Raw genomic sequence first — 14010 nt, forward strand, 5'->3', positions numbered from 1 at the left:
CTAAAAAGCCTAAAGTCATAACCCATAACTCATAACTTCTTTTTACCTTAGCCAATATTTGTAAAACTATGATGCTCATTCGTTACTTATCTCAAATAGGAAGATATTTTTTAATGCTCAAGGAAATTTTCAATAAACAGACCAAATGGTCCGTTATGCGACAATTAATTTTCAAAGAAATCGATGATTTGATTATCGACTCTCTGGGTATCGTTTGTTTTATTTCTTTCTTCGTAGGAGGAGTTGTAGCAATTCAAACAGCATTAAACCTTACCAATCCTTTAATTCCAAAATATTTAATTGGTTTTGCCACACGCCAATCGGTGATTCTGGAATTTGCGCCTACTTTTATATCGGTTATTATGGCCGGAAAAATGGGTTCATTTATCACCTCTAGTATTGGCACGATGCGCGTTACCGAGCAAATTGATGCGCTCGAAGTAATGGGTGTCAACTCGCTCAATTACTTGGTTTTTCCAAAAATTATTGCTTTGTTTTTGTATCCCTTTGTAATAGGAATCAGTATGTTTTTGGGTATTTTTGGTGGTTGGCTTGCTGGTGTTTACGGTGGTTTTACGACCAGTGTAGAATTTATCAACGGAGCACAAATGGAGTTTATTCCTTTTCATATTGTATACGCTTTTATCAAAACCTTAATTTTTGCGATGTTATTGGCAACCATCCCTTCTTTTCATGGTTATTATATGAAAGGTGGCGCACTTGAAGTAGGAAAGGCAAGTACGGTTTCGTTTGTTTGGACCTCTGTTTGCATCATTCTTTTTAATTATATACTAACACAATTGCTACTAGGATCATGATAGAAGTAAAAAATTTAGAAAAATCGTTTGGCGACAGTAGAGTTCTAAAAGGAGTTTCGACAGTTTTTGAAACTGGAAAGACCAACCTTATTATCGGGCAAAGTGGCTCTGGAAAAACAGTTTTACTAAAAAGCTTATTAGGAATTCACTCGCCAGATGTTGGTACCATTTCGTTTGATGGACGTATCTATTCTGAATTAGACTCAGACGAAAAAAGAGAATTAAGAACTGAAATTGGAATGGTTTTTCAGGGAAGTGCTTTATTCGATTCGATGACTGTTGAAGAAAATGTCGCTTTTCCTCTTAAAATGTTCACCCACGACAACAGAGCAAAAATTAAAGAACGCGTAGATTTTGTTCTTGAAAGAGTCAATCTTATTGATGCACATAAAAAATTACCGTCGGAAATTTCAGGAGGTATGCAAAAACGTGTAGCTATTGCCCGTGCGATTGTCAACAACCCAAAATATTTGTTTTGTGACGAACCCAACTCAGGTTTAGATCCAAATACCTCCACTATAATTGATAATTTAATTAAAGAAATTACCGAAGAATACAATATTACCACCGTCATAAATACACATGATATGAACTCGGTGATGGAAATCGGAGAAAATATTTTGTTTCTAAAAAAAGGAGTAAAAGCTTGGCAGGGAACTAAAGAAGAAATTTTTAGAACCGATAATGAAGCCATCGTAAAATTTGTTTATTCCTCTAATTTATTCAAAAAAGTAAGAGAAGCCTATTTGAAAGAATAATTTATTTTAAAATATAAAAATCCAAATTCTAACCGCATCGCGAATAGAATTTGGATTTTTTATTAGAATATCTTTTTTAAATTGAATTTATAAAAACTAATGATTCGGTAAAAGTTCTACCTCCGCATTTGGATTAAAAAGATACGTTTTACCAGAACTAATTTCTAAACATTCAAACCGCTTGGTACGTACCGCTATTTTTTTAAAAATTTTTCCGTTTTTAATTCTAAAAATACTTCCGTACGGAATCTCAAAAACATAATTTTTATCATTACCCTGATCGTATTGCTTTAAAGCGAGAGAAAGGGTTGTATCTGTATCACTACTTGCAGTTGGGTTCTTAAAATGCCTCGCTAAAAGTGGCAGCAACTGTGCCGGAAAAATCTCGGGACGAATAAACGGCACCATGATCCGCTGAAACGTATATTTCCACTCATTTCCGTGAGGTTTTATATTTCGACCAAATTTTTCGAAAGCCACCAAATGTGCGATCTCATGAATCAATGTGATCAAAAAACGATATTTATTTAAACTTGAGTTCACTGTAATTTCATGTTTACCCGTATGCCCGCGCCTGTAATCGCCATGGCGTGTCTGACGCTCATTTACGATTTTTAGGTGCACCTGATTGGCTACAATCAAATCAAAAACAGGCTTTACTGCGTGCTCCGGAATGTATTTGGCTAAAGTATCGCTCAATTTTTTAGTTAAAAGTTATTTGTGAGAGTTTAAAAGTTTTTTTCTAAAATTGAAATTTATCTATGGATTCGTAGAAGAAACTTCCAATACTTTTCCGTTAAAATATTTATTTCCGTTAAGCGTAAAATCATAAATATAATTAGCCATTCCTTGAGCAGAAATAGGCGCTTGATAACCCGGAAAAGCATCTTCCAACATTTCTGTCTGAACAGCACCCAAGGCCAGAACGTTAAATGCAATTCCTTGCTCTTTGTATTCTTCTGCTAATAATTCAGAAAGAGTAGTCACCGCTCCTTTACTAGAGCTATAAGCTGCCAAACCAGGAAACTTAAGACTTCCTCTCACGCCACCAATAGAACTAATGGTGACTACGTGACTTCCTTTTTGAAGGTACGGCAAACAAATTCTGGTAAGATTTGCAACTGCAAAAACATTCACTTTGTAAATAGTTTCAAAATCTGCCTGAGTCGTTTCAGCAAAAGGTTTTAGTAATAAGGCGCCCGCATTATGAACAATGGCATCTACTTTTTTCCATGTTTTAGAAAGAAAATCATCCACAACTGCCAGAGCAGATTCGTCTGATAAATCAATAGATAGGCACGTAATGTTTTCGTTTTCTAGAAGTGCCTGAGGTATTTTTCTCGAAATAGCCAGAACCTGATGACCCGCATTTGCAAATTGCAACGCTAGTTCGTACCCAATTCCTCTACTTGTTCCTGTAACAATAATATTTTTCATGCAGCAAAAATAAGCAAATCCCTTAAAAAGAGCGACTATTTGGTCATGGTAATTTCTTCTGTTGGTGTCGTTGCCATTTGTGTTATCGCAGGCAATAATTCTTGTATAAAATGCGTCATGTGCGGAATATCCATTGCTTTGAAGTCGTCTGAAACATGATGGTAAAATTCGAAATTCTCAAAATCGAAAGTACTTATCGATTGACAAGGTTTTTTGAAAACATCGTAAAAAGAAAAATTATCAGAGCGATAAAACAATTCATATTCGGCTTCTTTTGGTAAAAACCCAATTGTCTTTTTACCCGTGTATTCGTTTATTTTACCGGCCATATTCGACTTGTCAAAACCTGTTATATACGCCAGATAATCACGTTTCATTGGCACGCCGATCATTTCGATGTTGAGTTGAGCGTATAAATTAAAATTTTTCGCTTTCAGTTTTTGCACCAAACTTTTCGACCCTAATAAACCTTTTTCTTCACCTGCAAAAAAAGCAAAAAGAATACTGCGTTTATTCGATTTTGTCTGGCTAAAATATTTTGCCATTTCGGCAACGGCTGTAACACCCGAAGCATCGTCATTGGCTCCATTATTGATCAAATCACCTTGTTTGTTTTTCTCAAGTCCGATATGATCGTAATGTGCACTCAAAACCACAAACTCGTTTTTAAGAACAGGATCGGTTCCTTCCAAAAATCCGACAATATTATAAGCAGGCGCATCAAAGTTTGAAAGTGTATCACGGTAAGAAGTAAAATACGGCTTTATATTATTATTTTTTAAAAAAAGTTCTAAAAACACAGCTGCTTTTTCTATTCCGGCAGTTCCGGTTTCGCGACCTTCTAATTCATCTGACGAAAGATATTTTAAGGTTGCAGCTACATCTTCTTCTTTTACTTTGTGGGTAAAAGCTTCAGATTTTTGAGCTTGAACAGTTAAATTTGAGAAACAGATTAAGAAAACAAACGAAAGTAAAAAGCATGATTTTTTCATGAAAAAATGAATTAGATTTAGAAGTCAGCCTTCTAAAACAGACGGTTTGAAATATTTTTTATACACTTTAAACACCTGAACACTTCCTAAAACAATAAAAAATAGTGGAATAAAAACAGGCATTACATACTTTGAAAAAGATGTGTACTTTTGAAAAAATGTTTGCAAAACAACAATCAAGCTTAACATTCCTAAAAAAACACCCATCAAAGTTCCTGCAAGATAATAATATTTTAATTTATTTTCGATAGCTATGTATTTTCCGTTAATGAGATATAAATTCCAGCTCGTCCAGAAAGGAACTTGCAGAAAATTAATGCAATTTAAAATTACACCTATTATAAAAGGCGAAAACATTAAATATTGATTGAAATTGAATGTGGAATTTGGCGTTTGACGGGCATTCGAATAAAAAAAATAAGCCAGAACAAACATAAAAACAATGGTAAATAAGTCAATTACCTTCATTAATTTTTTATTGTTCACTAATTTTTTTGCAAACATTAGTGTAAAATAAATTACGAAAGCTTCTATAAAAACAACCCCAAATAAAAATAGTGTCAAATTATTGAAACCTGATTTTGAGTAAATTTCCAGACCAACCACGTTTAAATAACCCAACGGAATAGACCCGAGGAAACTCACTACAAATCCGATGGCTATATTTTTTACCTTTTTCAAAAAAATCAAAAATTTAAAATTTTATTGTTTTGAGCCAAGTGCAAGCGATATTGATGCATTCCAACTTTATGTGTCAGATAAGGAAATCCTCTTTTATGGTTGGCTACACTAATCTCGTACATGTATGTAATGTGGCGGGCCAACTCTTTCCAGGCAAACCAAACAGAGTGTTTTGGATCGTAAATATGAGTGGGTTCGCTGGCAGCACCATTAAGTTCTACTATCTGAAAATTTTCACCACGTTCTAATTCTTCGATAGAATTGTACATAATATCAAATCTTCCAAAATAAAATTCTGGAATCTGGGCTGAAATTTCGTTGATTGTCTGTGTTAATTTTTCAGAAATCAAATTGCTCGCATCCAGAAACTTCGCTCCTCTGGCATGATTACCAAAAGGAACGAGATTTATTTCCTCCTCTTTAGTCAGAACCCTTTTTAAGCCATCACCATATTCTTCGTGCAAATTATCCCATTGCAACATAAATCGTGGCGTCTTCCTAATCAAATCTTCTATCGATGAAACTCCATCACCTTTGACAATCAAGAATTCTTTGGCTACAATTCCTGTTATTCTTCCTTCTTTTTCATGCGGATGACGTACATAAAAAATACCCAATTCGTTTTGATACGGAATTAAATCCTGTACCAGAAAATCAAAATTTGCTTTTTCAACATATATTTTCAACTCAGAAATGGTCTTGATTTTCTTAACTCCCGAACCACGCAAACCAATATCTGGCTTTACTATTAGCGGAAAATAAATTTCTTGTTCAACTACTTTATTTACAATTTGAGACAAATCTGTTTGTTCTCGTATCAAGATTGTTTTGGGATAATATTTCTTGGGCAACAAATCGTAAATCGCTTTTTTGCTTTCCATCATAAAACCACCGTTTTTAATAGTTGGATTGGAAGCATTAAAGAAAAAAATCGACTTTGCTCTGATGGCATAATACCCCCAAAGAAAATAAATAGGAAAATACAAGACCTGAAACGGCCAATACTCCCAATTGGTAATTTTATGAAAAAATAATTTCATCCTTCTTGTTTTTAAATACTGATAAACGAAGTATAAAATTCTTCGTGGCTTTGTAAATCATGATACCCAATTACTCCTTTATTTTTTCTGATGGTCGTCTGCGTGATACTAAGCGTTTTCATCTGATTGTTTCTGTTGATAACCAATCCGTTTTCTGAATTATTTTCCTCCGTGTACCGATGAAAATTTAGCATTTCTAAAGCAGAAATTTCCTTTTTCATTTCTAAAAAATCATAAAACCAGTTCTTTCTTTCTTTTCGAATTGCCTCTGGATACAAAGTCACCGACGACCAAATATGATTTTTGGTTACCTCGAGCAAATTGGTTTGTTTGCTGATGCCATTCCAAATGAGTTCGTGTAATTTTTTATTTTGATATAAAACCAGCGTAAAAGGTTCGATATTCTGCAAGTCAATTTCCTTCCAGAATTCCTTTGGAGATTCGTGGCTTATCATGTCGAGCACTATCAATCCTCTGCTTTTTCGGTAAGGCAATTGTACCTCATGTTTTTCTAAAGCACCATTGAGTAACACCAAAATTGTTCCTTCTGCATCTACTGCAAACCAAGTTCCTCCTGCTTTTTTATCTTTTGGAAAAATAATATTCTTTCCGTTTTTGACATAATTTCTGGGCGGAATTGCACTTGGACGCAGCACCTTTTCATCACGATTTGATGTAATAATGATTTCTTGGCCGGTATTGATAAAACTTACTGTACACATTGTTTTCTATGCTCTATTGTTGAGCCTGCTACGCCAAAATTCTCATCTATCGACACATTTTCACACTGTAAAACAGCGACTTTTATCAAAGCCTGATGGTGAATGCAATGCTCTAAATTATACAATAATTCTCTATAATAATTACTTTGAATGCGAAGATTGAGTCCGTCAATTATTTGTTCCAGATAGATGATTTTGTTCTCGGTTTTCAGTCCTTTTTTTACTTCCAAAATTGTTTGCATAGCAAATGCAGTGTCAGTTTGAATACGTTTATCACGCGCTCTGTTATCATAATTCAAGATACCGAGTTCGTAACTATTTTCAAGACATTGAAACATTTCAAGAATATGCCGTGTATGCTCCCCAATACTGGCGTTGCTTAATGCCGGGCAGGAATTTGAATATTCGTTTTCAGACAACTGATTCAGCAAACCAGTTAATTTGTCTAAACTGCGGTGTATCGATTTAATTAACATATTTATTTAGTTTTAAAACGTTCAAAAATTTCTCTTTATCCAAATAAAGCAAAGCCAAACAAGACAATAATACCAGAACAGCAAGCAAAAACAGAAGGCCACCGTCATTCTGAACGGTTATTCCTAGAACAAATAAGTGTGATAAAATAGCTCCACTCATTACCGCGATTCCACCCAAAGCTCCCAGCCATGTTGTTCTTGGAATCACTAATAAAATCGAAACAATCGCTTCTGCAATTCCAGAACCAATTCTTCCGTAAGGTTCGATTCCGAGAGTCGAAAAAATATAAATACTTTCTTCGGCTCCACTAAATTTAAAATATAAAGTTTGCATTAAAATTATCACTGCAAAAAATCTTAAAACCCATTGTAATATTACTTTTTTCATCATTCTAATTATAGATTTTCTTCCAATTGCTATCTGCTTTCAACTTTAGACTTGTTTCATCTTTATTCCAGATTTTCAATGTGTTATTGAAATAAGCATTGTAAAACAAATACAATTTACCATCTATAATTTTGAAAGTTTCCGGATTAATCTCTACTTTCTCACCCGAACTTCCCAAAGCGTACGCACACCATCCACCATATTGAGGTTCGTATTTTGAAGGATTTTTTAAGAACGTATCTTTATTTTCGCTAGACGAAAATTGATAAATAACTCCCTGATAAGAAACGCTCACTTCTTTTTTTCCTTTAATTGCTTTTGCTTGTTTAAAATAAGCCACAGGATCGTAACCCTGAATCGCTACTTTTTTTTCTAAATTATACTGACTAATCCGTTTTGAATCGTTTTGAGCAAATGTTGCAACAGAGATAAAAAACCATACAAAAACTAGTAACTTTTTCATGTTATGTTATTTTAAGGTTTTCAAAACAGCGATTAACAGCTCAGTTGTAATTCTGTGTTTAAAGTCGGGAGTTATAAATTCGAACTCGATTTCACTATCTGTATTCAAAACAAAAATCGATGGAACTGGCAAAAACTCCTTGTTTTCTCCTTTAGAATTTACGTTAATTATTGATTTATAGTTTTCCGGAGCTTCAAAAGAAATCCCCACAGCCTTTGCCAATTCTCCTCTCGAATCCGAAAGTAAACTATATTTTATCTTATCTTTTTCCTCGGTAAGTTTTAGATTTTCGGGAGCATCAGGACTTATCGCAATAATTTGATATCCCAAACCAAGAATTTGCTCTTCGGCTTCAGCCAAAGCAGACAAATGCATGTTGCAGTAAGGACACCAGCCGCCGCGATAAAAAACGAGAACTGTTTTTTTCTTTTTTAATAACGATTTAATTGGCACCGCTACATTATCAGATGATTTTAGGATAACATCGGGTATTTTTTCTCCTATTAATAACGGAGCGATTTCGGTCGCCGATTTCGGAAGTATGCTTTGCGCATTTGCAAATGAAGCAATTGTTGTTAAGACAACACAAATTATCTTTTTCATAGTTTTATATTTTTACTTTACAAAACTACTTCAGCATCAGAAAACCAAATGTCGGCTAATTTACAGTTCGACCAAAATATCATAATTTAGTGATATCCTGAATCAAAATCTCCTTGCGATTGTAAATCAAAATTTGGTTGGCTTCCATCTCATTTAGCAATTGTGTCGTAGTTTGTCGGGACGTACAAATAATTTGAGCAATATCATTTTGGGTTAAATAATTTAAAATCTTAACCGAATTATCATCACTATTATGCACACCTTCGCTAGCCGCCCAATCCTTTAGAAACTGATACAATCGTGTTTTGGCATCTTTAGAAATAAGATTGCTGTAACTATTTTTGATGCGCTTCATTTTCAGACCTACAAACTTGGTATACGACAAAGCCAATGTGGGATTTTTGAGTAATAAATCTTCAAAATCAGACATTAGAAAACTACAAATAGACACGTCATCCGACAAGACTTTGGCGTATTCTTCTACTTTTTCGTCTGTTTCTAAAGTGAGTTCCCCAAACAAATCTCCTTTCTGGATAATGTCTTTTATGGTTTCGTTACCATCTTCATCGACAGCGACAATTTTAATATTTCCTTTTTTAAGTAAAAAAATACGAGGCACATCCGAAGATGAAAAATAAATAATCTCTCCTTTTGAAGCTGTTTTAAAACCGGTAATAATGCACAATTGCCTAATCTGAGAAAAGCTTAATGTTCTAAATAATTTGTGGTCGCGCAGGTACCAATATTTTAAATCTTCGTACATAGGAAGTTGCTTTAGGTAAATGTAACTAATTTTAACGAAAAAATAAAAACCCTTTTGAAGCCAAAAAATAGCTAGAAAAGGGTTTTAAAATTTTATGTAGAAAGAAAATTATCCTGCAATCACAGCTCGTGAAATTACAATTTTCTGAATTTCTGAAGTTCCTTCGTAAATCTGAGTAATTTTGGCATCGCGCATAAAACGCTCTACGTGGTATTCTTTTACGTAACCATTTCCTCCGTGTATTTGTACAGCTTCTACAGCTGTGTCCATAGCGACTTGCGAAGCAAATAATTTTGCCATTGCACCACTTACATCATAGTTATTATGTTGGTCTTTGTCCCAAGCGGCCTTCATACAAAGATGACGAGCTGCCTCAATATTTACCGCCATATCTGCCAATTTGAAAGCGATAGCCTGATGATTACAAATTTCTGTTCCAAAGGCTTTACGCTCTTTAGAATATTTCAGCGCCAACTCATAAGCACCAGAAGCAATTCCTAAGGCTTGAGCTGCAATACCAATACGACCGCCGGCAAGTGTTTTCATGGCAAATTTAAAACCAAAACCGTCTTCACCAATTCTGTTTTCCTTTGGTACTTTTACATCATTAAACATCAAAGAATGTGTGTCTGAACCACGAATACCCATTTTTTGTTCTTTAGGCCCAACAGAAAAACCAGGCATATCTTTGGTCATAATCAAAGCATTGATTCCTTTGTGTTTTTTCTCAGCATGCGTTTGTGCAATAACCAAATAAACAGAGGCAGTATTACCGTTGGTGATCCAGTTTTTTGTTCCGTTTACCAAATAATGGTCCCCCATATCAATAGCCGTTGTTTTTTGCGAAGTCGCATCGCTTCCGGCTTCGGGCTCACTCAAACAAAAAGCACCGTGAATTTCTCCTGAAGCCAAACCTGGCAAATATTTTAGTTTTTGTTCTTCTGTACCAAATTCTTGTAATCCCCAGCAAACCAATGAATTGTTTACCGACATCACTACAGAGGCAGAAGCATCTACTTTAGAGATTTCTTCCATGGCAATTACATACGAAATAGTATCTAAACCGCTTCCTCCATATTTAGGATCAACCATCATTCCCATGAAACCTAATTGTCCCATTTTTTTTATTTGTTCCGCTGGAAAAATTTGTTTTTCATCGCGCTCTATGACACCTTCTAATAATTCGTTTTGAGCAAAATCTCTTGCTGCTTGCTGAATCATCAAATGTTCTTCGGTTAGATTAAAATTCATATTAGATGTTTTTGGTTTTTTATTTTATCGAAGCCTCTTTTTTTTTGAATAAAGGCTTCCAAAGATAAATTTTAAATACGAATTAACAATGCATGCATACAATTTTAAGATATTATCCTTAATCACGATAACGTTTTCGTGATTCTGTTGAATTTTCTACTATCGAAAATGAAATTTCCAGTATTTTCTTCAAATTTTAAGAGTAAAATTATCAAACAAAAATAAAATTTAAAAAATAAGCAAATTATTATAATCTCAAAAAAACCAAAAACCAAAAAAGTGCGTATATGTAGATAAAAAAACTCCTACTATTTTGATTATGAATATCCTACAAATAAAAGAAATAGCAATTCATTAGAAAAAAATATTAACTTTAAATAGCCAAAAATTATAAATTACATTATTTTTGCCAAAAAAAATAAATTATTGACAACGTATGAAAAAGATTTTATTAGTATTAGCATTCATTTTTAGTTCACAATTTTCGACAGTCTCAGCACAAACTAAATTAGAAGTAGGCGGAGTTACTGTACCAAGAACTATTGATTTTAAGGGAAAGACCCTGACCTTAAATGGTGTTGGAGAACGCTCTAAAATGTTTACAGAATTATATGTACAAGCTTTATATTTATCACAACTGACTCAGGATGCGAATCTTATTTTGGAAAGTGATATCGAGATGGCTATCAGAATTCAGATAACATCATCACTTGTTACATCAAAAAAGCTATCAAAAGCATTGGCAAAAGGAATGGAAAAGTCTGTTGGGGAAGTTGGAATTCTAAAATTAACTAAGGAAGTACAAGAATTAGAAAACTTAATAGGTAGAGAAATTACAAAAGCAGGAGACAGTTTTAACTTAATTTACAATCCTTTGGACAGATCATTATGGATTTATAAAAATGATAAATACGAAGGTAAAATTGAAAGTTTCGAATTTAAAAAAGCATTTTTTGGTATTTGGCTTTCAGAAAACCCAGTAGACAAAGATTTAAAAGATGAGTTGTTAGGTAAAAACAACTAATTTAAAAACCATTTTCAGATTTCTGCATCAATAGAGTATTCGCATTAATCAATTCTATATATTTGCTAAAAATAAACATATCTCAACAAAATGAAAGATTTATTACAGCAATTTGAAAATAAAGCACCTGAAATTGTTTTTAACTGGAAAGATTCTGAAACAGAAGCTGAAGGATGGACAGTGATTAACTCACTTCGCGGAGGAGCCGCTGGTGGAGGAACCAGAATGAGAAAAGGCTTAGATATGAACGAAGTTTTGTCTCTGGCAAAAACGATGGAAGTGAAATTTTCTGTTTCTGGACCTGCGATTGGAGGTGCCAAATCTGGAATTAATTTTGACCCGAACGATCCTCGTAAAAAAGGTGTTTTGCAACGTTGGTACAAAGCCGTTTCTCCTTTGTTAAAAAGTTACTACGGGACAGGTGGAGATTTAAATGTTGATGAAATTCATGAGGTAATTCCGATGACAGAAGAATGTGGCGTTTGGCATCCTCAAGAAGGTGTTTTCAACGGGCATTTTAGACCAACAGAAGCCGACAAAATCAATAGAATAGGACAATTGCGTCAGGGTGTTATAAAAGTGATCGAAAACCCAAAATTCTCGCCGGATGTTACACAAAAATACACCGTTGCCGATATGATTACTGGTTTTGGGGTTGCCGAAGCTGTTCGTCATTTTTATGCTACTTACGGTGGTGATATAAAAGGCAAAAAAGCAATCGTACAAGGTTTTGGCAATGTGGGTTCTGCAGCTGCTTTTTACCTGGCCGATATGGGTGCAAAAGTAATCGGAATTATTGACCGCGATGGCGGACTGATAAATGAAGAAGGTTTTTCTTTTGAAGAAATCAGAACTTTATTTTTAAACAAAGACGGAAACAAATTAGTAGCCGATAATATGATTCCGTTTGAGGAAATCAATGCTAAAATCTGGACAATTGGTGCAGAAATTTTCACGCCTTGTGCGGCTTCAAGATTGGTAACACAAAATCAGATTGATGGTTTAATTGCTAACGGATTGGAAGTTATTTCCTGTGGGGCAAATGTGCCTTTTGCTGATAAAGAAATTTTCTTTGGCTCTATCATGGAACAAGTTGACAGCAAAGTAAGTTTGATTCCCGATTTTATTTCGAACTGCGGAATGGCGAGAGTTTTTGCTTATTTTATGGAGAAAAAAGTACAAATGACCGATGAAGCTATTTTTCATGATACTTCAGAAATCATCAAAAATGCGATTGTAAAAGCACATGCTTTGAATCCATCAAAAACAAATATCAGCGCAACAGCATTTGAAATTGCGTTGAAACAATTAGTGTAATTTTTTTTACTCTATTCTAAACGGGCTAAATTTATTTAGCTCGTTTTTTTTTTAACCCCAATTTTAAAGATTCAATCTTTTCTCAAAACTTTAAGAAGCTTGCGCAAAACCATAGTAAACTTGAGAGCAAATTGCTTCTCGGTCTTTTATTCTAAACAATTTTTACTACTTTTAAACGTTTTTAAAAAATAAAGTACAAAATTCAGAATCAAAATGAGTGCAACCGATTCTTCAGATAAAAAAAAATCCTTAATCATTTCTATAACAATTTATGCTGCGCTATTGTTGCTGCTATTTTTTATACGTTTTTGGCCTCCATATAATCCCGAAAACAACGTAGCTCTTGCTGCTGGAGGCGGCGGCGGCGGGGTAACAATTAATTTTGGTGATAGCGACTTAGGTTCTGGCGCCAATTATAAAAGTGACGTTTTGGATGTAAAAAACGAAGCCAAACCTACTCCCGCAAAAGCAACTCCTGACGAGGCTATTCTTTCGCAAGAGACATCTGCAGAAGAAAGTGTGGTAATTCCGGTAAAAGAAAAACCTAAAAAAAATACTCCGGTCGTTAAACCAGAAGCAAAACCCGCTCCTCAGAAACCAAAAGTTTCTAATTCTACCAACGATGCCTTATCCAGTATTTTAAAAGGATCAAACAAAGGCGGTGACGGCGATGATAAAGCAGCTGGAAACAAAGGAAAAACAACCGGAAGTCTAGGATCTAATGGTTATTACGGTACAGGTGGCTCAGGTGGCGGAACCGGAGGAGGCAACGGAACCGGAAATGGTATTGGTACAGGAAGCGGTTACGGAGCCGGAAGTGGCGGAGGTTCAGGTGGCGGCTCAGGATATTCTTTAGGAAACCGAAAAGCACTTTCTAAACCTGCCCCAAAATATACTTGTGATGAAGCCGGAAAAGTTGTTGTAGAAGTAACTGTTGATCAAAACGGAAGAACGATTAGTGCGACTCCTGGAATAAAAGGAACCACAAATACAGCAAGTTGCCTACTTGAACAGGCAAAAATTGCTGCTATGAATACCAAATGGTCACCTGATAGTAATGCAGCTGCAAAACAAGTAGGGAAAATTGTTTATAATTTTAGTTTGAATTAAAAAATATAAAGAGACAAATAAAAAAGGCTTTCTGAAATAGTTCAGAAAGCCTTTTTTATTATAGATTTTAATGGAGTCTTTGCGAGGAACGAAGCAATCTCCTTAACAAAAGGGTAGTGTCTCACTAACTGTGTAAGTTAAAAAATGATGGGGTTTAAAATCACCCA

The 14010-nt window shown here is 34.6% G+C and carries 17 protein-coding genes; 5 read left to right on the forward strand and 12 right to left on the reverse strand.

Annotation, left to right across the window (positions count from 1 at the left end; translation table 11 throughout):
- Nucleotides 1-68 precede the first annotated feature (68 nt).
- Both LNP22_RS02570 and LNP22_RS02575 read left to right on the forward strand, forming a co-directional pair.
- The gene (locus LNP22_RS02570) at nt 69-818 is read left to right on the forward strand and encodes an MlaE family ABC transporter permease (protein ID WP_210667274.1); all 750 of its coding nucleotides are present in this window, start codon (nt 69-71) and stop codon (nt 816-818) included.
- Nucleotides 815-1576, forward strand: coding sequence for an ABC transporter ATP-binding protein (locus LNP22_RS02575; RefSeq protein WP_210667273.1), 762 nt, complete (start codon nt 815-817; stop codon nt 1574-1576). The genes LNP22_RS02570 and LNP22_RS02575 overlap by 4 nt, the downstream gene beginning before the upstream one ends.
- A gap of 96 nt (nt 1577-1672) precedes the next feature.
- On the opposite strand, the gene LNP22_RS02580 is transcribed toward LNP22_RS02575, so the two are convergent.
- The 12 genes from LNP22_RS02580 to LNP22_RS02635 all read right to left on the reverse strand — a co-directional run bounded on the left by LNP22_RS02580 (nt 1673) and on the right by LNP22_RS02635 (nt 10392).
- Entirely contained in the window at nt 1673-2275 is a 603-nt protein-coding gene (locus LNP22_RS02580) for a SprT-like domain-containing protein (protein WP_229975153.1), read from the reverse strand.
- A 60-nt stretch (nt 2276-2335) separates the two neighbouring features.
- A complete protein-coding gene (locus LNP22_RS02585) occupies nt 2336-3013 on the reverse strand; it encodes an SDR family NAD(P)-dependent oxidoreductase (protein ID WP_229975155.1) in 678 nt (225 codons plus the stop codon).
- A gap of 35 nt (nt 3014-3048) precedes the next feature.
- Entirely contained in the window at nt 3049-4005 is a 957-nt protein-coding gene (locus LNP22_RS02590; protein ID WP_229975156.1) for a M20/M25/M40 family metallo-hydrolase, read from the reverse strand.
- A gap of 24 nt (nt 4006-4029) precedes the next feature.
- On the reverse strand, nt 4030-4686 hold the full coding sequence (locus LNP22_RS02595) for a hypothetical protein (RefSeq protein WP_229975158.1): 657 nt from the start codon (nt 4684-4686) through the stop codon (nt 4030-4032).
- 5 nt (nt 4687-4691) lie between these two features.
- Entirely contained in the window at nt 4692-5726 is a 1035-nt protein-coding gene (locus tag LNP22_RS02600; RefSeq protein ID WP_229975160.1) for an ATP-grasp domain-containing protein, read from the reverse strand.
- An 11-nt stretch (nt 5727-5737) separates the two neighbouring features.
- Nucleotides 5738-6448 carry an NRDE family protein gene (locus LNP22_RS02605; protein WP_229975161.1) on the reverse strand — a complete coding sequence of 237 codons (711 nt, stop codon included), beginning with the start codon at nt 6446-6448 and terminating at the stop codon, nt 5738-5740.
- Entirely contained in the window at nt 6436-6924 is a 489-nt protein-coding gene (locus LNP22_RS02610; protein ID WP_229975162.1) for a DinB family protein, read from the reverse strand. The genes LNP22_RS02605 and LNP22_RS02610 overlap by 13 nt, the downstream gene beginning before the upstream one ends.
- Nucleotides 6914-7315 carry a DoxX family membrane protein gene (locus LNP22_RS02615; protein WP_229975163.1) on the reverse strand — a complete coding sequence of 134 codons (402 nt, stop codon included), beginning with the start codon at nt 7313-7315 and terminating at the stop codon, nt 6914-6916. The genes LNP22_RS02610 and LNP22_RS02615 overlap by 11 nt, the downstream gene beginning before the upstream one ends.
- Before the next feature lies 1 nt (nt 7316).
- Nucleotides 7317-7775, reverse strand: a complete 459-nt coding sequence (locus tag LNP22_RS02620; protein ID WP_229975165.1) for a YHS domain-containing (seleno)protein — start codon at nt 7773-7775, stop codon at nt 7317-7319.
- Between the two features lie 6 nt (nt 7776-7781).
- A complete protein-coding gene (locus LNP22_RS02625; RefSeq protein WP_229975167.1) occupies nt 7782-8378 on the reverse strand; it encodes a peroxiredoxin-like family protein in 597 nt (198 codons plus the stop codon).
- A 79-nt stretch (nt 8379-8457) separates the two neighbouring features.
- On the reverse strand, nt 8458-9141 hold the full coding sequence (locus LNP22_RS02630; protein WP_229975171.1) for a Crp/Fnr family transcriptional regulator: 684 nt from the start codon (nt 9139-9141) through the stop codon (nt 8458-8460).
- A 108-nt stretch (nt 9142-9249) separates the two neighbouring features.
- Nucleotides 9250-10392 (reverse strand): acyl-CoA dehydrogenase family protein, encoded by a 1143-nt coding sequence (locus LNP22_RS02635; RefSeq protein WP_229975173.1) that lies wholly within the window; start codon nt 10390-10392, stop codon nt 9250-9252.
- A gap of 436 nt (nt 10393-10828) precedes the next feature.
- On the opposite strand from LNP22_RS02635, the gene LNP22_RS02640 reads away from it, so the two are divergent.
- The 3 genes from LNP22_RS02640 to LNP22_RS02650 all read left to right on the forward strand — a co-directional run bounded on the left by LNP22_RS02640 (nt 10829) and on the right by LNP22_RS02650 (nt 13843).
- Nucleotides 10829-11416 carry a chalcone isomerase family protein gene (locus LNP22_RS02640; RefSeq protein ID WP_229975175.1) on the forward strand — a complete coding sequence of 196 codons (588 nt, stop codon included), beginning with the start codon at nt 10829-10831 and terminating at the stop codon, nt 11414-11416.
- A gap of 90 nt (nt 11417-11506) precedes the next feature.
- On the forward strand, nt 11507-12733 hold the full coding sequence (locus LNP22_RS02645) for a Glu/Leu/Phe/Val dehydrogenase dimerization domain-containing protein (protein ID WP_210667260.1): 1227 nt from the start codon (nt 11507-11509) through the stop codon (nt 12731-12733).
- A 213-nt stretch (nt 12734-12946) separates the two neighbouring features.
- Nucleotides 12947-13843 carry an energy transducer TonB gene (locus tag LNP22_RS02650; protein WP_229975177.1) on the forward strand — a complete coding sequence of 299 codons (897 nt, stop codon included), beginning with the start codon at nt 12947-12949 and terminating at the stop codon, nt 13841-13843.
- Nucleotides 13844-14010 lie beyond the last annotated feature (167 nt).

Origin of the sequence: Flavobacterium flavipigmentatum, assembly GCF_020911905.1 — a bacterium.
Taxonomy (GTDB): domain Bacteria; phylum Bacteroidota; class Bacteroidia; order Flavobacteriales; family Flavobacteriaceae; genus Flavobacterium; species Flavobacterium flavipigmentatum.